Source organism: Xanthobacter sp. NM-59, assembly GCF_021401125.1.
Classification (GTDB): Bacteria; Pseudomonadota; Alphaproteobacteria; order Rhizobiales; family Xanthobacteraceae; genus Xanthobacter.
The window spans coordinates 247,913-270,060 of the sequence record NZ_JACBFQ010000006.1; the positions used below are offsets into that span (position 1 = coordinate 247,913).

Below are 22,148 nucleotides of genomic sequence, written 5' to 3' on the forward strand. Positions count from 1 at the left end.
GGCGCCTCTCGGACGTCCCCTGTCTAACCCGTCAGGCGCCGCAGATGTTGCTTTATGTATTGATGATACTGTCGATTATAGGCATATAATGCTGCATCATATATTTTGTGAGGCAGATTATGCCGCCCAGGCCCATCGATGCGACAGACCGAAGAATTCTCCGTGAGTTGCAGCGCGAAGCGAAGCTCACCAATGCCGAACTGGCGTCACGGATTGGCTTGTCGCCATCGCCCTGCCTGGCGCGTGTGCGCGCCTTGGAGCATGACGGCGTGATCTCGCGCTACGTGGCCCTAGTGCAGCCAGAAACTCTTGGGCTCGAAATCAGTGTATTCATTCAGGTGACGCTGGAGCGCCAGGCAGAGCAGGCCCTCGACACCTTCGAGTCTCGGATGGACCGCTGCCCGGAGGTGATGGAGTGCTATCTGATGACAGGAGACAGCGACTATCTCCTGCGGGTCCTGGTGCGCAATATCAGCGAACTTCAGCGCTTCATCGTTCGGGATCTCTCCAAGATTCCGGGTGTCGCCAATATCAAGTCAAGCTTCGCGCTCAAGCAGGTAAAGTACAATACGGCCCTGCCGATGGAGTGATACATTGCCTGTCGGGAGCGACACTTGTGGCCGCAACACGCCCCTATCTTTATTTCGGGTGGGATAAGGCGCCCTCGTCCTGCTCCAGGCCCCACCCGGGGGGGCCTGGAGTTTTACCGTCGCCTCTCAGTGCCCCGGCAAGTAGAGCGCGAGGGGCGGGAAGATCCACACCAGCGCAAGGGCAAGAAGTACGATGGAGACGGAGGGCACAGCCGCCCGTGCGATCTCCTCCAGCCGCTCATTCGGCAAGATCGTCTTCAGGGCGAACAGGTTCATGCCCACCGGCGGCGTGATGACCGCCAGCTCCATGTTGATGACCAGGATGATTCCGAACCAGATGGGATCGAAACCCACCGCCATGGCCACCGGGTAGAATACCGGAACGGTGATCAGCAGGATGGAAATGACCTCCAGGAAGCAGCCCAGCGCGAACCAGATCAGGTTCATGACGAGCAGGACGATCCAGGGCGAAAGGTTCGCTTCCGTCACCGAACGGGCGAGCATCTGCGGCAGGCCGATGAGGGTGAGGGCCGAGCCCAGCACCAGCGCGCCGATGACGATGGCCAGCAGCATGGCGCTGGAGCGCGTGGCGCCGACCAGGATGGACGGCAGGTCCTTCAGCGTCACCGTCCGCCGGGCCACCATGGTCAGCAGCACGGCATAAACCACGCCCACCGCCGCGGCTTCGGTCGGCGTGTAGACGCCGAGATAGATGCCCCCCAGCACGACCACAGGTAGCGCGAGATCCGGCAGGCTTCCCAGCGTGAGCCGTATGGCCTCGCCGAGCGACCAGCGTTCATCTTTCGCCACCATGGACGGTGCGGCGACGACGGCCCAGACCGCCAGGAGCCCCGCCAGCAGCAGGCCGGGGATGATGCCCGCCGTGAAAAGCTGGCCCGGCGAGGCATTGCTGAGCGAGGCATAGATGATGAGCGGGATGCTCGGCGGAATGAGGATGCCCAGCGCGCCGCCCACCGCCGAGAGCCCGTAGGTCAGGCGGTTGCTGTAACCCAGCGCGCGCATCTCCGGAATGGCGATCTTGCCGATGGTGAGCACCGAGGCCATGCTCGAACCCACGATGGCGGCGAAGAAGGTGAACGCCGCCACCGCCGCCACCCCGGTGCCACCGCGCACCCGGCGCAGCCAGACATTGGCGACACCGAACAATTGCTGGCCCACCTTGCCGCGATAGAGGATCTCGCCCATCAGGATGTAGAGCGGAATGGCGAGAATGATGGGGTCGGAAAGAGACCGGTAAAGGGTGAGCGGAAGCTGCACCAGAAACCGCTCCCCGCTCGCCACCAGGATGGTGACGACCCCGGCGAGCCCGAGCGAGAATGCGATGGGCACGCCGAGGGTGAGGCAGCCCAGCACCACGACCAGCAGAAGGGCGATGACACCGAACGAAATCATGCCGCTTCTCCCCGGCCATGGGCCAGCCCCATATAGGCGGCCGGGTCCCTCGCAATCATGATGATCTTGGTGAGCGCCCCCAGTGCGAGCAGCAGGCCCCCGGCCGGGATCAGGCCGTAGGGCAGCCACAGCGGGATCTCCAGCAAGGTGGGCGAGAGCATGCCGCGATTGAAGGCATTGCTGGCATAAAGGCCGCCGTACCACACCAGTATGCCGGCATAGGGCAGGATCAAAGCGGTGGTGACAGCCTCCGCCCACGCGCGCCGCGGCCCCGTCTGCCCCTCGATCCAAAAGGTGACGCGCACATGGCTGCCGTCCAGCACCAGCGCCCCGAGGGTGAAAAACACCAGGAACTGAAGCAGATAGAGGGAAACCTCACTGGCCCATATGGTGGGCGCGTGGAACAGGTAGCGCATCATCACGTCGTAGAAAGTGATGAGCGGCAGCAGGCCGAGGACCAGCGACGCCAGCCACAGGCAGGCGCGCTGGATGCCCACCAGCACCCGGATCAGATTCGACATTGGCAATCCCCTGGAATTCTTCTGATGCGCGGGTCAGAACCTCAGCGGGTCGATGCCTTGGCGTTTTCGGCCGCGATAACGTCCAGGAGCTGCTTACCCGCCGCCCCGGTCTTGCGCAGATATTCTTCCTGACGGGACTTGGCCGCCGCCACCCATTGGGCGCGCTCCTCGGGGGTGGGGGTGTAGATGGTCACGCCCTTGGCCGCGAGCTCCGCCTTCAGCCTGGCATCATCGGCCTTGGCCTGATCGCGCGCCGCTTTTGTGGCAATCGCCGAGGCCTGCAGCACCGCCTGCTGCACATCCCCCGGAAGGCCGGCCCACCATTGCGCATTGGCGGTGGCGATGAAGGGAATGTAGGACAGGCCCACATCAGTGCCGAACTTGCTGACCTCGTAAAGCTTGCGATCCATGACCGTGGAAGGGCCGGTGGAGAAGCCATCGATGGTCCCGCGCTGCATCGCCTGGTAGACCTCCTGCGAGCTCATGGTCACCGGCGCGGCGCCGAGGTCGCGCAGCAGCGTGGTGGAATCAACACCGAAGGCGCGCAATCTCAGGCCCTTCACATCGGCCGGCTTGTGGATGGGCTTGTTGGCATAGATCTCGATCGAGCCATACTGCACCCACCCCAGCATTTCCTGATCGTACTTGCGCAACTGCGTGTCGAAGACCTTTCGGAAGGCAGCACTATCCTCCGCATTCCACTCCGCCTCCCAGGAGGAATAGAGGAACGGCAGCGCCCAGATGCGCAGCACGTCGGCATCCTTTCCGGCCATGAAACCGAGATTGATCATTCCGATATCCACGGCGCCGGTGCTGACGGCATCGGGGAGCTGGGTGTCGTTATAAAGCTGCCCGTCGGGGAAGGTCTGAGGGATCAGACGTACCGAGGTGTGTGCCGTGCGCGTCGCAATCTCGCGGGCCAGCACCTCGAAATAGGTGCCGACAGCATGCTCCCTGGGCAGGTTGTAGGCGATCTTCACCGGCCGTTCCGTCTGCTCCGCCGCCTGGGGCTGGCCCGCGCCCGCCACCGCAACCACCGCGCCCAACAGCGCCGCGGCAGCACGGTGCCGCCACCTCTGAGACATCGCTCGAATCGTGCCCATGTTTCCTCTCCCTGCGGCTTTTCATTGCGTTGCGCGAGGCCCTTTGGGCGGCGCTTGCCGGTGTGTCCTGGAGCCGCTCCAGGCACACCGGCAGATCGTTCTCAGGTCGTTCTGCGCCCGGCCGCCCCAACGCTCCCACCAACGGGAAGCACGGGAAGGCAATGCAGGCTCACTGTCGAAAAAGGGGTTGGCGCCCCATCGGCTCAGGCCCCGGCTCCGGTGCCGTTCAGATCAGGCGCAGACGCCCGCGCGGGCCTCGTCCCGCACCAGCTCGGGCGCCGGAGCAGTGCGCGGCAGGCCGGCGCGGGCCAGCGCACCGCCGAACCGCTCGCTGGGCAGCCAAGCCGCCACCGTGGGCATCAGCGCCAGCAGCGCCGGCAAATCGATGCCCGTGTCGAAACCCAGCCGTTCCAGCAGGAACACCGTGTCCTCCAGGGCGATGTTGCCAGTGGCACCGGGGGCGAACGGGCAGCCGCCGAGGCCGCCGAGGGAAGCATCGAAGCGCCGCACCCCGGCTTCCAGGGCGGCGCACACATTGGCAAGCCCCAAGCCCCGCGTGTCGTGGAAGTGGGCGGAGAGCGGCGTGCCCCCGGCCACCTTGGAGAGCGCGCGGAACAAGCTACCGACGCCCGCGGGATCGGCATAGCCCACCGTATCGGCCAGCATGATCTCCTCGGCGCCGCCAGAGAGGAGGGCCTCTGCCACCGCCACCACCCGGGCTGGCGCCACGGGACCTTGGAGCGTGCAGCCGAACGCCGTGGCGATGGCCACCGACAGGACGATTCCGGCACCGCCCGGATGGGCGTCGCGAGCCTCGCGGATGCGGACGAACTCGGCCACGGCATCGTCGGTGGAGCGGCGGGCATTGGCGCGGCTGTGGGCCTCGCTGGCCGAAACCACATAGCCCACATGCTTGAAGCCCGCCGCGAAGGCACGCTGCGCGCCCTTCAGATTCACCACGAGCGCCGACGCCTTCAGTTCCGGCAGGGCAAGCGCCCCCTGCCCCACCTCGTCCGCATCCACGAATTGCGGCATCACCCGGGGCGGCACGAAGGAGGTGACCTCCATCTCCCGCACCCCTGCCGCCAGCTCGGCACGGCACCAGGCAAGCTTGCGCTCCGCCGGCAGCACCGATGCCACCATTTGCAGGCCATCCCGCAGCCCCACCTCGCGCACGGCGACAAACTCAGCCATGGTTTTCTCCTCAGCAGCCGGCGAAGCGCGGCCGGCGCTTCTCGTTGAAGGCGAGCACCCCTTCGCGCCGGTCCTCTGTGGGGACCATGCGGTTATAGGCCTCGATCTCGAAGGCGAGCCCGTCGGCCAGGGACATCTGCAGCCCGCGATGAATGGCGCCCTTGGCCTGGCGCACCGCGATGGGGGCGTTGTCGGCAATGGTCGCCGCGGTGGCGCGCGCGGCCGCCAGCAGCTCGGCCACCGGGAAGCAGGCATTGACGAGGCCCATGGCCTGGGCTTCGCGCGCCGAGAACGGGCGACCCGTCAGGATCAGCTCCTTGGCCCACCGTTCGCCGATGGCGCGGGGCACGGTCTGGGTGCCGCCGGCGCCGGGCATGATGCCCAGCTTCACTTCCGGCAAGGCGAAACGGGCCGTGTCAGCGGCGTAGATGAAGTCGCAGGCGCTGGCGATCTCGCAGCCACCGCCGAAGGCCGCGCCGTTCACCGCCGCGATGAGGGGCACGGGACAATCGAGGATCGCCCGCGCCATGCGCTCGAACACCAGGTGCTGGCTCGCCCAGGCGGCATCACTCATGCCGCGGCGCTCCTTGAGATCGCCACCGGCGCAGAAGGCCTCCTCCCCGGCGCCGGTGAGCACCATGGCGCGCCAGCGGCCGGGATCGAGACGCACCGCCTCAAACAGGGTCACAAGGTCACGCCCCATCTGGGTGTTCAGCGCGTTGCGCGCCTGCGGCCGGTTCAAGGTCACCTGCACCACATGCTCGCCGAGGGCTTCAAGCTTCAGGGTCTCATAATCGTTCGTCATGGTCCCGCTCCGCGGAAAGAGGCGCCGTGGCGCCGCCCGGATAACCTTCACGCGCCCCGGAGGCCCGTGAGCCACGGCGCGACCTGCGGCAGTTCCGCCAGGCCCTCCCCTTCGGCGAACAGTCGCTCCGCGACATCCGCGCCGAGACCGGGCAGGCCACGGGCAAGGCAATCGCGCCACTTGTCCTGCAACTGCGCGCGGGTGAGCGGGTCTTGCCGTGACCCGGGGGAGGCCACCACCTCCCGGCTGACCTCAGCGCCATTGGTGAGCAGAAGGCGCACGGAAACCGGCGCCGCGCCGATGTCTCCGCCCCGGCTCAGTTCGGGCCCCGCCTCCACCAGCTCCACGTCCTTCAGCCGCGCCTGGATGGCCGGACGCAGCACCGCCGCGTCGGTGAAGCTCGCGAGATTGATCGAGCCGTCATGAAGCGCCGCCACCACCGCGTGCGGGCCGCTGAACAGCGCGTTGAGGCCACTGCGCGGGAACGGATGGATCAGCGGCTTGGTGCCGCCCCGGGGCATGGTGACGACTGCCTTCGCTACATCGCCGAGGTCAATGCCCTCCTCCCGCCGCAGGCGGAGCGTGGCCTCGATCATCTTGTGCAGCAGGTAGCAGCATGGATACCGCTTCTGCTCGAAGCCCGGCTCGTCCACGGCGAACGGGACGCCGAGACCCAGGCCATCTGGCCAATGGTCCACCTCACCGCCCGAGAAGGCATGCAGGAAGCCTTCATTCTCCAGCGGAGCGGCCGCCCCCTCGATGCCCGTCGCCGCCAGCCGCGCGGCGCGAATGCCGTCTGCCGCAGCAATGCCCACATGGAGCGACTTCACCATGGAGCCGAAGTTCTTGCGCAGGCCGCCGGCAAGGCTGGCCGCGATGGCCAAGGCATGGCCGGTGCGCACCGCGTCAAGCCGCATCAGTCGGGCAGCTGCGGCCGCCGCCCCGAGGGTGCCCAGCGTCGCCGTGGCATGGAAGCCGAGGGCATAATGGCGAAAGCCCATGGCCTGCCCAACCCGGATCAGCACCTCGGTGCCGATCGAGAAGGCGTCCACGAACGCCGCGCCCGACACCGTGTCCAGCGGCACCGCGGCGAGCGCCGCCGAGAGTACCGGTGCGCTTGGGTGGCAGACCGTGAGCATGCTCACATCGTCATAGTCCAGCACATGGCTGCAAAGGCCGAACAGAAGCGCGGCATCCTCGGCGCGGAAAGCTTCCGCATGCCACAGGGACGCAACCGCGCCTTCCCCCTGCGCCGGCGTCAGGGCTGCCCGCAGACGCCGCGCCGCCGGCTCGCCGCCGCCCGCGACCATGACGGCAAGGGTATCCAGGATGGCCGAAACCGCATGCCGGCGCGCGGTTTCCGGAGGAGCCGCCTCGCAGACGAAGGCAGCAAGGTTCCGGTCGACGGAGGACGCAGCCGGCATGGCGCCGGACGCCGCGGGACCGCAGGCATTCATGGCGGCGTCCTCAATAAGAGCGGGGCATGCCGAGGGCGTGCTGGGCGACCTGGGCGAGGATGAGGTTGTTGGAGAGAGGCGCGGTGCGAAACAGCCGGGCCTCCTTCCACTTGCGCTCGACGTGGTATTCGCTGGCGAAACCAAAGCCGCCGAAGGTGGTCATGCAGGCTTCCGCCGCCTCCCACGAGGCTTCCGTCGCGAGATACTTGGCCATGCTGGTTTCCGAACCACAGGGCTCACCCTTGTCGAACAGCGCAGCGGCCCGGTTACGCATCAGCTCAGCGGCCTGCAGGTTCATGTGGGCGCGGGCGATGGGGAATTGGATGCCCTGGTTGGCGCCGATGGGCCGCTCGAACACCACGCGCTCCCCGGCATAGCGCGCCGCCTGCTCCACGAACCACTTGCCGTCCCCGATGGCCTCGCTCGACACCAGCAAGCGTTCGGAATTCAGCGTGTCGAGCAGGTAATAGAAGCCCCTGCCCTCCTCGCCGATCCGGTCGGCGTCGGAAACCTCCAGGTTGTCGATGAACACCTGGTTGGTGTGGTGGTTGATCATGGTGTGAATGGGCGTGGCACGCAGCGCCGCGCCGGCCTTGGCGATGTCCACCAGGAACAGTGTCAGGCCATCGGTCTTGCGGGCCACCTCCTCATAGGGCGTGGTGCGCGCGATCAGCAGGTACATGTGCGACTGCTGATAACGCGACGTCCAGATCTTCTGGCCATTGATGATGTAACCGCCATTCGTTCGTCTTGCGAACGTCTTGATCTTCAGCGTATTGGACCCGGCATCGGGCTCTGTGACGCCGAAGGCCTGGAGCCGGAGCGCGCCGGATGCGATCCTCGGCAGATAGGCCGCCTTCTGCTCCGGCGAGCCGTGCCGCAGCACGGCGGCCATGGTGTACATCTGGGCGTGGCAGGCGGCTCCGTTGCCGCCGGAACGGTTGATCTCCTCGAGGATCAGGCAGCCATCCAGAACGCCGAGGCCGGCGCCACCGAACTCCTCCGGGATCAGCGCCGCGAGCCAGCCCGCCTCGGTCATGGCGGCAACGAACCGCTCCGGATAAGCGCCCTCTTCCTCACTCTGGCGCCAGTAGTCCGGGCCGAAGCCGGCGCAAAGCCGGGCCACGGCTGCGCGGATGTCGTGCTGGGTTTCTGTATAGTCAAAGTCCATGGGCCGGCTCTGCTTGATTTTTCTGGAATGCGGGAAACCCGTCAGGCGACAATGCCGGCAGCACGCCACGCAGCCACCTCCTCGGCACCAAAGCCGAGGTCGGATAAAACGCGCGAAGTATCCGCGCCAAGGCCGGGCGGCGGGGCGAGGCGCCCACTGCGCCGCCCGCCCGCCTTGAACGGCAGCGCCACCACCTGGTGATCGGGCGCCTGCGCCACCGGCAGGTTGGCGATGATGCCGGCGGCCCGCACCTGGGGATGCTCCAGCATGTCGGCCACGGTATTCAGCTCGCTGCACGGCGCCCCGGCTTGGCGCAGGCGGCCGACGATCTCGGCGGCGGGGCGGGTGCTTGTATGAGCGCCCAGCGCTTCACGCAGCGCCGCCCGGTTCTCCACCCGCTTGGGATTGGTGATGAAGCGCGGGTCGCAAGCCAGGCCCGGCGCGCCAAGCCCGGCGCAGACCCGCGCGAACAGGCCGTCATTTCCGGCCGCGATGAACACATGGCCATCCGCCGCTGGGAACAGCTCATAAGGCGCGGTCATCGCCATGGCGGAGCCGAGCTTGCGCGGCAGACGGCCGGTGGCACGAAAGCTGGCGATGAACACCGCCATCCAGTTGATGCCGGTATCCATCAGGCTGGCCTCCACCAGCGTGCCGGCGCCGGTGCGGGCGCGCTGCATGAGCGCGCTCAGGATGCCCAACGCCGCCCACATGCCGGTGCCCATGTCGATGAGGGAGACCCCCACCCGCACCGGGTCGTCCCCCTCATTGCCCGTGGTGCTCATGATGCCGGTGAAGGCCTGCATCAGCGGGTCGTAGCCCGGCAGGGCGCTCAATGGGCCGTCCTGGCCGAAGGCGCTGATGGCACAATAGACAAGAGCGGGGTTGAGGGTGCGCAGATCATCATAGCCGATGCCCCGATGCTCGGCGCTGCCGGGCTTCATGGAATGCACGACCACGTCCACCCGCGCCGCCAGCGCGCGTATGATCTCGACGCCCTCGGCGGAGGCGATGTCGACGCAGATGCTGCTTTTGTTGCGGTTCAGCGCGAGGAAGGTGGACGACTGGCCGCCAACTTCCGGCGGGCGCCACTCGCGGGTGTCGTCGCCGCGGCCCGGCCGCTCGAGCTTGATGACCTCCGCGCCAAGGTCGCCGAGAATTTGGGTACAGAACGGACCCGCGACGTTCTGGGTGATGTCCAGAACGCGCACGCCCTCCAGCGTGGTTTCGAGCATAATTGGCGATTTCTTCCCTGGTGGCGCTTGCGCCTATTTGTTCGAACTTTATCCGAGCAAGCGCTCCTGTCAACCACGCAAGGCCGGCCATAGACGCGGGCCATCACTTTTTATTCGGACTATTTTTCCATATCGCCAATGAGCGAACATATCATTCGGATAATATGACGTAGCCTTGTCGCGCCTCGCAGTTGAACCCGGCGCCAAGGTTTGCGAGAAAAGGTGGACCGGCGCGGGGTCGCTGCCCCGTGGCCTGCCGCCTCTTCATTTGTTCGGATGGTTCAGCCCCGTGCAGCAACCGCGCCACAAGACACTGAGCGAGATCCTCGCCCAGGAAATTGCCAACGGCACCTACCCTGTGGGCGGCCGCTTTCCATCCGAGCATGAATTGCAGGCGCGGTTCGATGTCGGCCGCCATACCGTGCGCGAAGCGCTGAAGACCCTGACTGAGCAGGGATTGCTGGGCCGACGGCAGAAGGCGGGCACAACCGTGCTCGCCTCCACGCCTTTCGCCCATTATGCGCACACGCTGCGCGACACCAGCGGCCTGTTCGGCTTCGTCGGGGACACCGCCCTGGACGTGCGCTATCTCGGCTTCGTGCGGCGACCGTCATTCGTCATGGAACACGTTGAGCCCAAGCCCCCGACCGAGCGGTGGCTGCGGATCGCCGGCGTGCGCCATACGCGCAGCAACGGCTCCCCTCTGTGCTGGACCGAGATCTATATTCCCTCGGCCTTTCCGCTGGACCGGCAGGCAGTGCGCGGCGCCCATCAGGCCATCTACGAGCTCTGTATGGAAACGCATGGCCTCAAGCTCAATTATGTCGAGCAGGAGATCAAGGCCACCACGCTGCCCCGCGCCATTGCGGGCCTGCTTGCGGCCGAGCCTGAGTCCGCCGCCCTGTTGGTCCTGCGCCGCTACGTGACCGACACCGGCGCGACTTTCGAGATCTCGGCCAACCTCTATCCAGCGAGCCGATATTCAGTGCGCACCATCATCCGCTGAGACGACGCGGCGCCCCGTGATGGCCAGCCACCCCACGGGCCTCCGGAAAACTCCAACGCCGCGCGAACGGTGCCACGACGCGCCACCCGCCGGCGCAGCGCGTGACCCCGAAAGGTGATCCTCAGAGTTGACGGCTCCCCCAGGGGTCTTCCACGCCCAAAACCGCGTCGCCCGCGCGATCCAAGCCCGAATTGAGACCCGCCACATTACCGGCCCGCTGGGCGCATCGTGAAAGATGGGCGGCGATCTCGCCCGGTGCCAAACGACCCGACAGTACGCCAGGTGTTTCGTCCCCGGATGCCAGCACATGGAGATGGCGACGTTGCAATGAGGTAAGGCCGGTACGGATCGCAGTTGCCGCGCCTGAAGAATGGCAAGCAGGCCAGCTCCGTCCGATCCATTGAACTGCCTCCTGGGAGGCGACAGAAAGAGGCCGTCGCAGGCGCGGGCGCACGGCAATGCCGCCTTCGATGCGCATGTCGAATCGGTGCCCCGCGCCGCGCCGAAGAAGGATGCGGACGAAGAGCAAAGGCACCTCGTCGAGGCGCTCCGAGCCCGCGCCCCTGAGCGCGGCGAGTCGTGCATGCAGCGCCGTATCCGCTCCGCCGGAGCCAAGCTCTTCGGATTGAGCGACCCGTAAAGTGCACGGCGGAGGTGCGGCTGCGCGTCCGTGGCCGAACGCAGGCGCCATCGGCCGATTGTACCGGATTGATGCCAGAACGGTGTCAGCTCTGCGCAGGCGCCGCGATGTTTGCTGTGCCGCTGGGCGTCTTCATCCACATTTCCAGCATCGTCCGGATGAGCTGCAGACCGTCCGGCGCGAGGCGGAAGCTGTCCTTGCCGAGCGCCCATTCCAGCACCAGACCGCTGATGGTGATGCCCAAGGCGGCAGCGGCGGTCTGCGGCGTCCAGGGGGTTCGCAGCCCGACATCACGTTCGACCACCTGAAACATCCGTTCCAGGGCCGATCTCATCTCTTCACGGAACGTGCTGCCGCCGTTGTCCTCCTGGTCCGACAGGCCAAGATCGAGACGCATCAGCACGCGGATCAGCCCCTTCTGGCGCGGATCGCCCTCCAGAGCCGAGAACATCTCGGATATGGCTTTGTCGAAGCGCAGGAGCAGGGCTGGGCCATTTTCGTCCGCGACATGGTCGGCCAGTTCGTGAAACGGGGCTTGGGCCTCTTCCTGCAGGGCCAGCAGCAGGCCCTGCTTGTTCTTGAAGTGCCAATGCACGGCGCCGCGCGTCACCCCCGCAGCCGCCGCAATCTCCTCAAGACGCACGTTGTCGTAGCCCACATCAAGGAAAAGGGCTTCGGCGGCTTTGAGAATCTGGCGCCCGGTTTCCGCCGCCTGCTCCTTGGTTCGCCTCATGACCGCGTACCGCCTCCCCCACCTGGGCGTCACCCGTGTTTGGCGCGCCGGCTTCCCTGCTGACTGCCACCTCGCTGCGGGCTCCGCAACCAACTGGGCCAGGCAATGGGCCTGCGCTTCTGATCGTGCGAGCGGCAGCAATACTGTCCCCGGCGGCCGAGCGCCACCGTAGCGCCACACCCGTCCCCCCACCAATTTACAAACAATCATAATGTATGTATATGAGCCATCGAGAAAGGTTCAAGCCATGCGCTCCTCGTTCGTCGCCATCTTCCTCGGCAGCTCCCTGCTCATGCCCGTCCCCGCCCTCGCGCAAATGCCAAGCGGCGGGCCTCCGGCGGTCGGCGTCGCCACCGTGGCGCCCGAGGACGTTCGGCCGACCACCGAGTTCAATGGCCGCATTGAGGCTATCGAGCGGCTAAACGCCGTGGCCCGCGTCACCGCCTTTCTGGAAGAGCGCCTGTTCACGGAAGGCACGGACGTCAAGAAAGGGGATCTCTTGTTCCGGCTGGAGCGTGCCCCCTTCGCCGCGGATGTGGCTGCCAAGCAAGCTGCAGTGGCGCAGGCCCAGGCCCAGCTCGACAACGCCAACCTCACCTTCGATCGTGCCGACAAGCTGCAAAAGTCCGGCACCGGCTCCCAAAGCACCCTCGACAATGCGGTGGCCAGCCAGCGCACGGCGCAGGCCCAGCTGCAATCCGCCAAGGCCGCCCTGCAGATTGCCCAGATCAACCTCGACTACACCGAGATCAGCACTCCCATTGACGGGCGCATCGGCCGCATGGCGGTGACGGTGGGCAACGTGGTGTCTCCCTCATCGGGCGCTCTGGTCAGCGTGGTGAGCCAGGACCCCATGTACGTCACCTTTCCCGTGCCCACCCGCAAGCTCATCGAGCTGCAGCAGGAGCACGCCGCGGAAGGCGGCGCCGAGGGGGGACTGCGCCTCCGCCTGCGGCTGCCCGATGGACGACTTTACGAGGAACTGGGGCAGCTCGACTTCATTGATGTGAACGTGGCGGCAGCGACCGATTCCATTACCGTGCGCGGACGCATCCCGAACCCGGTCCGGGGCAACGGGCAGCGCGAGCTCTACAATGATGAGTTCGTCCGCGTGGTCCTGGAGGCGGTGAAGCCACAGCAGGTGCTGGCGGTGCCGCGGGCGGCCGTGATGACCGACCAGCAAGGCGACTTCGTCTATGTGGTGGGTGCGGACAAGACCGCGCAGGTCCGCCGCGTGAAGCTCGGCCAGTCCACCGCGGGCAAGGCCAGTGTCATCGAAGGCCTCTCGCCCGGCGAAACGATCATCGTGGAAGGGGTGCAGCGGGTACGACCGAACGCGCCTGTCGATCCGCAGGCCGCCATGGCGCAGACCGCCAAAGCGGAGTGACAGCGATGATCTCCGACATCTTCATCGACCGCCCCCGCCTCGCCATCGTTATCGCCATCGTCATTTCCATCGCCGGAGCCCTGGCCCTGATGCGTATTCCGGTGGCCCAGCTGCCGGATATCGTGCCGCCGCAGGTCTCGGTCACGGCCACCTACCCCGGCGCCTCGGCGGAGGTGCTGGAGGCGACCGTCGCCCAGCCCATCGAATCCAAGGTGATCGGCGTCGACAAGGCGCTCTACATGAAGAGCACCTCGGGCAATGACGGCAGCTATACCCTCACCGTCTCCTTCGCCCTCGGCACCGACCCCGACATCAACACCGTCAACGTCAACAACCGGGTGCAGACCGCGCTTTCCCAGCTGCCGGCCGACGTGCAGGCGCTGGGCGTGACGGTGCAGAAGAAGTCCTCCTCCATCCTCCAGTTCATCACGCTCAGCAGTCCGGACGAGCGTTATGACCCGCTGTTCATGACCAATTATGCGGTCATCAACGTGATCGACGAGCTCGCGCGCACGCCGGGCGTCGGCTCAGCCTCCCTGTTCGGACAGATGAACTATTCCATGCGCATCTGGTTCGATGTGGAGCGGCTCGCCAGCCTCGGCATGGTGCCGTCCGACGTCATCGCCTCCATTTCCGCGCAGAACGTGCAGGCCCCCGTGGGCCGCATCGGCGCGCGCCCAGTGCCGGACAACCAGCAGTTCCAGCTCAACGTGCAGACGCAGGGGCGCCTCACCACGCCGGAGGAATTCGGCGACATCGTGCTGCGCGCGAACCGCGACGGCTCGGTGCTGAAGGTGAAGGACGTGGCGCGGGTGGAGCTCGGCGCGCAGAACGAGGATTCGGTCAACCGCCTCAATGGCAAGCCGTCTGTGGCCATCGGCATCTATCTGGCCCCCGGCGCCAACGCACTCACGACGTCTTCGGCGGTGACCGCCAAGCTCAAGAGCCTTCAGTCCCGCATGCCCGAGGGCCTCAAGGCCCAGATCATGTATGATTCCACCGACTTCGTGTACGACACCATCGATGCGGTGATCCACACGCTGATCGAAGCGTTCATGCTGGTCGCGGCCGTGGTGTTCCTGTTCCTCGGCAACTGGCGCGCCACCCTCATCCCGATCATCGCCGTGCCCGTCTCCATCATCGGCACCTTCGCCGTGCTGCTGGCCCTTGGCTATTCGGCCAACACGGTGTCGCTGCTCGCTTTGGTGCTCGCCATCGGCATCGTGGTGGATGATGCCATCGTCGTGGTGGAGAATGTCGAGCGCGTGATGGAGGAGGAGCCCGAGCTCTCCCCCGCCGCGGCGAGCAAGAAGGCCATGGCGCAGGTGACGGCGCCCATCATCGCCATCACTTTGGTGCTGCTCTCGGTGTTCGTCCCCATCGGCTTCATCCCCGGCATTTCCGGCGAATTGTTCCGCCAGTTCGCGGTGACGATCTCCGCGGCCATGCTGATCTCGGCGCTCAACGCGTTGACCCTGTCGCCGGCCCTGTGCGCCGTGTTCCTGCGCCATGGCGGGGAGAAGCGCGGTATCATGGGCTTCATCTCCCGCCGCATCGACAATCTGCGCGACGGCTACGCCTTCCTGGTGCGCAAGACCCTGCGGCTGTCCATCCTCTCGCTGGCCATTGTCGCCGTGTGCGCCTTCGGGGTGCTGAGCCTTGCGAAGATCACGCCCTCCGGCTTCCTGCCCGAAGAGGACCAGGGCGCCTTCTTCATCAACGTGCAGTTGCCGGATGGCGCCTCGGTCGCGCGCACCAGCGACACCGTGCGCCAGGTGGAAAAGCTGGTGGGCGCGCTGCCCCAGGTGGAGAACGTGACATCGGTCATCGGCTTTTCGCTGCTGGACAGCTTCTCCGCCAGCAACAACGCCTTCATGATCATCCAGTTGAAGCCCTTCGAGGAACGCAAAGCGGCTCTCGACAAGGTTCAGGTCATCATTGGCCAGGTGTTCGGCGGCGTGCAGCAGATCCGCTCGGCCATGATCCTGCCGTTCAACCTGCCGCCTGTGATTGGCCTGTCCACCTCCGGCGGCTTCGAGGCCATGGTGGAATCCCTGGAGGGCGCCGACCCTGCCACCATGGGTTCCATCTCCAACGCCATCGTGGGCGCCGCCAACCAGGATCCCGCACTGAACCGCGTGTTCACCACCTATGCCGCCAATGCCCCCTCGCTCTATCTCGATATCGATCGCGAGAAGGCCCAGGCGCTGGGGGTGGGCATCAACGATGTGTTCACCGCCCTGCAGGCCACGTTGGGCGGCTCCTATGTGAACAATTTCAACCTGTTCGGCCGCACCTGGCAGGTCAAGGTGCAGGGTGATGTGGATAATCGGCGCGATATTCCTGCCTTGTGGGACATCTATGTGCGCGCCAAAGACGGCGCCATGGTGCCCCTTCAGTCCATCGCCGAGCTGAAGACCATCGTCGGGCCGGCCGTCATCACCCGCTACAACAACTACCGCGCGGTGACCATCAACGGGTCGCCGGCGCCGGGGGTTGCCTCGGGCACCGCCATGGCGGCGTTCCAGCAGGTCGCGGCCAAGGTGCTACCGGCCGGCTATGCGCTGGAATGGACCGGAACGTCCTACCAGGAACAGCAGGCCGGCGGGCAGACCGGCATCATCCTCGCGCTGGCGCTGCTGTTCGCTTACCTGTTCCTGGTGGCACTCTATGAGAGCTGGGTGATCCCGGTGCCGGTGTTGCTCTCCGTGATCGTCGCGGTGCTTGGCGCGTTCGCCGGCATGGTCGCGTTCGGCATCACCCTCGACCTTTATGGCCAGATCGGCCTCGTGGTGCTCATCGCGCTCGCGGCCAAGAACGGCATCCTGATCGTCGAGTTCGCCAAGGAGCAGCGCGAGCACGGGGTGGAGCTGAAGGAGGCGGCGGCCAACGCGGCCAAGCTGCGGTTCCGGGCGGTGATGATGACGTCCATCGCCTTCATCCTCGGCCTCGTGCCGCTGGTGTGGGCCAACGGCGCCTCCATGATGGCCCGCCAGAACGTTTCGACGCCCGTGTTCATGGGCATGCTCACGGCGAGCTCGTTCGGCATCCTCGTCATCCCCATGCTCTACGTCACCTTCCAAGGCATGCGCGAGCGCATCAAGGGGCTGTTCAGATTGAACATGGCGAGATCTCGTACGTGATTGCCGATCTGCCAGCGGGTGCGCAGCGCCCAGATGTGTTTGGGCTTCACCGGAGGCTTTGCGCCGACGATGCGGCCGGCGCATTCCGGCTGTGATCGATGGGTCCTGAGCCTGGCCTTGATCATGTCGAACACCGGGAACCCCGCCACGCTGCCGGGAAATGCCGAGGCGATCGCCGCTCTCACTGCACCGCCGCCTGAAGGCAGAGAGGCCTATATCGAGCATCAATTGGGCATCTGGCGGCGGATCTGGAGTCCGGGATTTCCGATGGAAGACGACCGCGCACGCCGGTTTCTCACGGCTTGCTACGATCGGGCCTTGAACCCCGCCGGAATGGCGCGCCAGAACCTGGCCCTGCTCGCGACCGGCGACAGAAGACGGAAGTTCGCCACCGTCCGCGTCACCACGCTTGTCGTCCACGGCGCCGCTGACCCGCTGCTTCCCGTCGCGGCAGGACGGGAGGCAGCCGAGGTGATCCCCGGCGCCGCGCTGCTGGTCATTGACGGGATGGCGCATGATCTTCCGGTGGAGACATGGCCCCGGCTGGTTTCCGCCATCGCCGACAATGCCCGAGGATCCGTAGGGTGGGGGATCAGCACCCTTGAGCCCCGCACGCCGGATCCGCCGGGACCGGATGCTGGGTTCTTCGTGAAGACCCCACGGGCGCTCACGGGACCGCCCCGCGAGGGCATCCCGAAGCTCCGCGCCAGCCAAATGGCCGGACCTCACCCCGCGAAGATAACCCTGCGGAAACGACGCAACGCGAAAATGAAATAGAGCGCTCCGATGATTGCCGTCGGCAGGATCTGCGGCCAGACGATGGATGCCCCGGCGCCGCGATAGAGCACGTTCTGGGCGAAGATCACGAAATGGGGCGTCGGACTGATGAAGCGCATCAGGTATTGCAGCCACACGGGCATGCTTTCCAGCGGCGTGGTGCTGCCCGACAGCAGCATCATCACCAGCAGCACGGGGATCGAGAGCAGGCCGAACTGGGCCATGGTGGTCGCTACCGTGCCCAGGGCGATGCCGAGCGAGGCCACCGTGAACACATAGACGCAGGCGCCCGCCAGGAACAGCGGCAGCGAGCCCGCGATCGGCACATTCAGCCACCACTCCACCACCAGCACCAGGGACAGGCCGGTGGCCACCAGCACCACGATGCCGTTGGCCAGCACTTTCGCGAACATGATCTCGAAGGGCACCACCGGCATCACCAGCAGATGCTCCACCGTGCCCTGCTCGCGCTCGCGAATGAGGGCTGCGCCGCTGAGCATCACCGTGATCATGGTCAGGTTGCTGATGATCTGCATGACCGAAGTGAACCAGCTCGACTTGAAGTTCGGATTGAACTTCGAGCGCGTGACCACCTTGATGGGGATGCTGCCGCCCACCTCGCGGCCGGCGATGAAGCGCGCGACCTCGTTGAGGATGATGTTCTGGATGTAGGTCATGCCGTTGAAGGCCTGGGCGGCAGCCGTGGCATCGACATTGATCTGGACCGACGCCTCGCGACCGGCCAGCACATCCTGCTCGAACCGGGGCGGGATCTCGATCACATAGATGAAGCGCTGCGCATCCAGCGCGGGGTCGATCTCGCCGACGGAGATCTCCACCGCCGGCTTGAAGGTGGGCGGGGTGAGGCTCGCGGCGATGCGTCGGGACAGGTCGGAATGGTCCTCGTCCACGATGCCGACGGAGAGGTTGGTCGCCTCCGTCGAGGCGCCGGTGGCGGCGGCATAGATGGCGATGGTGAAGGAGAACGCGACCAGCGCCAGCATGATGGGATCGGCGCGGATGCTGCGCAGCTCCTTGATCGTCAGCCGGTAGACGTTGGTGAGGTGCCACCACAACGCTCCGCCCCGATGATCCGCGCGGGACGGTGTTTCGGCCGCGGGCGGCGTCGGCTCATGCTTCGCCTGATCCGTGAGCGACATCTCAGCTCTCCTGCTTGCGAAGCATCAGGTGCGCGCCGACAAAATAGGCCAGCGCGAACAGGCCAAGCACCAGCGCGTTGAGCCACATGTCGGAATAGCCCAACCCCTTGGTGAAGACGCCGACGCTGATCGGCTGGAACCAGGCCGCCGGAAACAGGAGCCCGATGAGCCGGCCGGTGCCGGTGAGGGAGGAGACGGGCACCAGCAGGCCGGAGAAATTCACTACCGGGATCACCGCCAGCACCGTGGTGGCAAACACCGCGGCCACCTGGGTCCGGGTGAAGGTGGAGATGAACTGCCCGAAGCCGCAGGTGGCGAAGACATAGAGCAGGGCTCCGAACGCCAGCGCACCGAACGACCCCTTCACCGGCACCCCGAACACAAGCCGCGCCATGATCACCAGGAGGATGAACGTCAGCATCCCGACCACCACATAGGGAAACTGCTTGCCCAGCAGGAATTCCATCTTGGTAATGGGGGTGGACCGGAAATTGGCGATGGAGCCGGTCTCCACCTCACGCACGATACCGATGGTCGCCATGATGGCAGGGATCAGCACCAGCATGATGACGATGACGCTCGGCACCATGCTGAAGACGCTCTTGAACGCCGGATTGTAGCGGAAGCGGTTCTCTATATTGATGCTGCCCAGATAGGCGCTGGAGACGGCATTGGGGCCGAGGCGCTCGACGGCGAGGTCCTTCACGTAGCGCAACAGCAGTCCGGAGACATAGCCGCTCGCGGTCTCCCCCCGGAACGGCATGGCGCCATCCACCCAAAAGGCGACCTCGGGCGGCCGCAGATTGGTGAGGTCACGGCCGAAGCCGGCCGGGATCTCCACCACGAGGGCAAGCTCACCACTGCGCATGCGCTGTTCCAACTCCTCCTCGGAGCGGATCGGTGGCTGCTCGGAAAAATAATGGGAGCCGGAAAAACTCTCCAGCAGCCGGCGGCTCTCCGGCGTCTGGTCCTGGTCGAAGGCGGCGTACTTCAGGTTCTCCACGTCGAAGGTGATGCCGTAGCCCATGGCCAACATCAGGACGAGGGGACCGATGAAGGCGAATGCCAGGCGGATTGGATCGCGCAGCAGCTCCATGGTCTCGCGGCGTGCGTAGGCCCACAGCCGCCGCGGATCGAACCGCCAGGAGGCATGCCGCTGCGTCCCTTCCGTGGATGGCGGTGCGGCCACCGGCGCCGGCACCGAGGGCTCCTGCTGCTTCTTGTCCGCTGCGCCCCCGGCTTCCTCCAGATAGGAGATGAAGGCGTCTTCCAGGGTGGCACAGCCGCGCGCCTCGGCCAGGGCCTTGGGCGTGCCGACCGCGAGTACGCGGCCCTGATGCATCAGCGAGATGCGGTCGCAGCGCTCGGCCTCATTCATGAAGTGGGTGGAGAGGAAGATGGTGACGCCGTCGTTGCGCGACAGGTCGATGAGCGTGCGCCAGAAGGCGTCGCGGGCCACCGGATCGACCCCCGAGGTGGGCTCGTCGAGGATGAGCATGGCGGGCCGGTGCAGCACCGCCACGGCGAGTTGCAAGCGCTGCTTAATGCCGAGCGGCAGGCTTTCCGGCTTGGCGTCCGCTTCGGCCTTCAGATCGAACCGCTCCAGCAGCTCGGTGATCCGCGGCGCGATCTGGTCCTCCGGCAGGTGGTAGAGATGCGCGTGCAGCTCCAAATTCTGGCGGACCGTCAGCTCGCCATAGAGCGAGAAGGCCTGCGACATGTAGCCGACGTTTTCGCGCGCCGCCGCGTCGTCCGCCAGCATGGGCTTGCCGAACAGTTTGGCCGAGCCTTCACTCACCGGCAGCAGCCCCGTCATCATCTTCATGGTGGTGGTCTTGCCGCAGCCGTTGGAGCCGAGGAAGCCGAAGATCTCGCCGCGCCCGATGCGGAAGCTCACATGATCCACCGCGACGAAATTGCCGAACCGCCGCGTCAGCCCGTCGGCTTCGATCGCCGGTGTCGCGTCCGGCTCCTCCACCCGCGGCGGCACCACCACATCCTGATGCTGTCCGCGTTTTTCGGGGGGCAGCAGGGCGATGAAGGCGTCGTCGAGCGTGCTCTTGTTCGCCCGTTTCAGGATTTCAGCAGGTGTGCCCTGGGCAATGACCTTGCCATCGTCCATGGCCGCGAGCCAGTCGAAGCGGCTCGCCTCGTCCATATAGGCAGTGGCGACGATGACGCTCATGAGCGGTCGTCGGGCACGGATGGAGTCAATCAGCTCCCAGAACTGGCGGCGCGACAGCGGATCGACGCCGGTGGTGGGCTCGTCGAGGATCAATAGGTCGGGATCGTGCATCAGCGAGCAGCACAGGCTCGCCTTCTGCTTCATGCCGCCAGAAAGCTTGCCGCAGGGCCGGTCCGCGAACGGATCGAGGCCGGTCGCCGCCAGTAGTTCGGCAATGCGCGCGCGCCGTTCGGTCGCGCCCTGGCCGAACAGCCGGCCGAAAAAGTCGATGTTGTCGAAGACGCTGAGGGTCGGATAGAGATTTCGTCCCAGCCCCTGCGGCATGTAGGCAATGCGGGCGTAGCTCTGCCTGCGATGGTTCTCCTCCGCCATGTTGCCGTCGAGCGCCAGGACCGTGCCGGCCTGGATCTTCCGCACCCCGGCGATGAGCGCCAGCAAGGTGGACTTGCCGACGCCGTCGGGCCCGATCAATCCCGCCATACAGCCGGCGGGAATCTCGAGCGTGAGATCATTGAGGGCGACAACCTTGCCGTAGCGGTGCGTGATGCCCTCGACCCTGGCGGCGACGGCGGAACCGCTCATTGCGGGAGCCTCACCTGGAGATCCTCCGGCCAGGCGATCCTGGGATCCGTGCGCACGAAGCCGAGCCCGCGCACGCCGGTCTTCACCTGACGATAGTATTTGCTCAGCACCTCCGGGGTCGCCTGCAATTTAACGCGAAACATCAGCTTCTCCCGCTCTTCGGCGGTTTCCACGCTCTTGGGCGTGAACTGGGCTTCCGTCGCCACGAAGCTCACCGTGGTCGGGAACACGTAGTGCGGCAGCGGATCCAGGATCACCCGCGCCTCATCGCCCAAGGTGAGCCGGCCGGCCTGATCCGCCGGCAGGAAGATGGTCATGTAGACGTCGTTCAGGTCGAGGATGGTGAGGACGCGCTGTCCGGGGGCGACCACCTCGCCGGCACGCGCCAGCCGATATTGCACCCGACCGCTGCGTGGCGACACCAGCGTGAGATCGACCAGCACCGATTGCAGGCGCTCGACATTGGCCTGCGCGGCCTTGATCTCGGAATCGGCCTGGTCGCGCTGAGCGTTCGCCGCGACATATGCCGCCTCAGCCGCATCAAACTTATTGCGCCTCTGGTCGGCGACCTGCTGGGTGATGAAGCCCTTCGCGACCAGGGCCACGGCGCGATCATAGTCGGTGCGCGTGAAGTCGAGGTCGCTCTTGCGCTGGGCGATCAGCGCCTGCGCCTCGGCCAGCGCCTGCTTGGCCTTCATCAGCTGCGCCTGCGCGCCGCGCAGCTCGGCCTCCGTCTCGGGAGAGGAGATGGTGGCCACCACCTGGCCGGCGGTCACGTTGTCCCCCTCGTTCACGGTCACGGTGGCGAGACGGCCGGGATATTTAGCCGATACGTCCACCTCGGTGGCCTCAATCCGCCCGTTCGACTTCACAATCCCTTCCGGCATGTCCCTGCCGCGCAGGCGGTTGATGAGTGTCTCCACCGCCGCCTTAGCCTTGTCGACCCGATTAGGCTGGCTCTGCTGGGCTTGCGCGGGCCCGGTGAGGAGCCCGGCGCCGGATATGTCAGCCATCAACGCCAATCCGAGCAGCATGCTGCAGGACAG

17 protein-coding genes are annotated in these 22,148 nt (G+C 66.0%); 5 read left to right on the plus strand and 12 right to left on the minus strand.

The genetic code is table 11. The features are described from left to right. Positions 1-119: 119 nt before the first annotated feature. Complete coding sequence (locus L0966_RS13230) at positions 120-590, plus strand: Lrp/AsnC family transcriptional regulator (protein WP_234052409.1); 471 nt, start codon at positions 120-122, stop codon at positions 588-590. Positions 591-716: 126 nt separating this feature from the next. On the opposite strand, the gene L0966_RS13235 is transcribed toward L0966_RS13230, so the two are convergent. From L0966_RS13235 to L0966_RS13270, 8 genes are all read right to left on the minus strand, one after another. Further along, positions 717-2,003 (minus strand): TRAP transporter large permease, encoded by a 1,287-nt coding sequence (locus tag L0966_RS13235; protein ID WP_234052410.1) that lies wholly within the window; start codon positions 2,001-2,003, stop codon positions 717-719. Next, the gene (locus L0966_RS13240; protein WP_234052411.1) at positions 2,000-2,524 is read right to left on the minus strand and encodes a TRAP transporter small permease subunit; all 525 of its coding nucleotides are present in this window, start codon (positions 2,522-2,524) and stop codon (positions 2,000-2,002) included. Before L0966_RS13240 ends, L0966_RS13235 begins: the two co-directional genes overlap by 4 nt. 41 nt (positions 2,525-2,565) lie before the next feature. Beyond that, positions 2,566-3,627 (minus strand): TRAP transporter substrate-binding protein, encoded by a 1,062-nt coding sequence (locus L0966_RS13245; protein ID WP_234052412.1) that lies wholly within the window; start codon positions 3,625-3,627, stop codon positions 2,566-2,568. A 231-nt stretch (positions 3,628-3,858) separates the two neighbouring features. Further along, positions 3,859-4,821, minus strand: coding sequence for a hydroxymethylglutaryl-CoA lyase (locus tag L0966_RS13250; RefSeq protein ID WP_234052413.1), 963 nt, complete (start codon positions 4,819-4,821; stop codon positions 3,859-3,861). 10 nt (positions 4,822-4,831) lie between these two features. After that, a complete protein-coding gene (locus tag L0966_RS13255) occupies positions 4,832-5,626 on the minus strand; it encodes an enoyl-CoA hydratase-related protein (RefSeq protein ID WP_234052414.1) in 795 nt (264 codons plus the stop codon). 47 nt (positions 5,627-5,673) lie between these two features. Next, entirely contained in the window at positions 5,674-7,083 is a 1,410-nt protein-coding gene (locus L0966_RS13260; protein WP_234052415.1) for an MmgE/PrpD family protein, read from the minus strand. Between the two features lie 10 nt (positions 7,084-7,093). Then, a complete protein-coding gene (locus L0966_RS13265) occupies positions 7,094-8,254 on the minus strand; it encodes an acyl-CoA dehydrogenase family protein (RefSeq protein ID WP_234052416.1) in 1,161 nt (386 codons plus the stop codon). A 41-nt stretch (positions 8,255-8,295) separates the two neighbouring features. Next, positions 8,296-9,489, minus strand: a complete 1,194-nt coding sequence (locus L0966_RS13270) for a CaiB/BaiF CoA-transferase family protein (RefSeq protein ID WP_234052417.1) — start codon at positions 9,487-9,489, stop codon at positions 8,296-8,298. A 289-nt stretch (positions 9,490-9,778) separates the two neighbouring features. On the opposite strand from L0966_RS13270, the gene L0966_RS13275 reads away from it, so the two are divergent. Continuing rightward, positions 9,779-10,495, plus strand: coding sequence for a GntR family transcriptional regulator (locus tag L0966_RS13275; RefSeq protein ID WP_234052418.1), 717 nt, complete (start codon positions 9,779-9,781; stop codon positions 10,493-10,495). A gap of 725 nt (positions 10,496-11,220) precedes the next feature. On the opposite strand, the gene L0966_RS13280 is transcribed toward L0966_RS13275, so the two are convergent. Continuing rightward, the gene (locus L0966_RS13280; protein ID WP_234052419.1) at positions 11,221-12,009 is read right to left on the minus strand and encodes a TetR family transcriptional regulator; all 789 of its coding nucleotides are present in this window, start codon (positions 12,007-12,009) and stop codon (positions 11,221-11,223) included. Positions 12,010-12,115: 106 nt separating this feature from the next. Here L0966_RS13280 and L0966_RS13285 point away from each other — a divergent pair, with 106 nt between their 5' ends. Genes L0966_RS13285 through L0966_RS13295 form a run of 3 tightly spaced genes read left to right on the plus strand, consistent with a single transcriptional unit; the run spans position 12,116 to position 17,175 of the window. Further along, positions 12,116-13,255 (plus strand): efflux RND transporter periplasmic adaptor subunit, encoded by a 1,140-nt coding sequence (locus L0966_RS13285; protein WP_234052420.1) that lies wholly within the window; start codon positions 12,116-12,118, stop codon positions 13,253-13,255. Between the two features lie 5 nt (positions 13,256-13,260). After that, positions 13,261-16,398 carry an efflux RND transporter permease subunit gene (locus L0966_RS13290; RefSeq protein ID WP_234052421.1) on the plus strand — a complete coding sequence of 1,046 codons (3,138 nt, stop codon included), beginning with the start codon at positions 13,261-13,263 and terminating at the stop codon, positions 16,396-16,398. Next, a complete protein-coding gene (locus L0966_RS13295) occupies positions 16,399-17,175 on the plus strand; it encodes an alpha/beta fold hydrolase (protein ID WP_234052443.1) in 777 nt (258 codons plus the stop codon). On the opposite strand, the gene L0966_RS13300 is transcribed toward L0966_RS13295, so the two are convergent. Genes L0966_RS13300 through L0966_RS13310 form a run of 3 tightly spaced genes read right to left on the minus strand, consistent with a single transcriptional unit; the run spans position 17,124 to position 22,115 of the window. Then, positions 17,124-18,335 (minus strand): ABC transporter permease, encoded by a 1,212-nt coding sequence (locus L0966_RS13300; RefSeq protein WP_234052422.1) that lies wholly within the window; start codon positions 18,333-18,335, stop codon positions 17,124-17,126. The two genes, L0966_RS13295 and L0966_RS13300, sit on opposite strands and share 52 nt — an antisense overlap. A gap of 1 nt (position 18,336) precedes the next feature. Further along, positions 18,337-21,102, minus strand: coding sequence for a ribosome-associated ATPase/putative transporter RbbA (rbbA, locus tag L0966_RS13305; RefSeq protein ID WP_234052423.1), 2,766 nt, complete (start codon positions 21,100-21,102; stop codon positions 18,337-18,339). Next, complete coding sequence (locus L0966_RS13310; protein WP_234052424.1) at positions 21,099-22,115, minus strand: HlyD family secretion protein; 1,017 nt, start codon at positions 22,113-22,115, stop codon at positions 21,099-21,101. The genes rbbA and L0966_RS13310 overlap by 4 nt, the downstream gene beginning before the upstream one ends. Between the last annotated feature and the right edge of the window lie 33 nt (positions 22,116-22,148).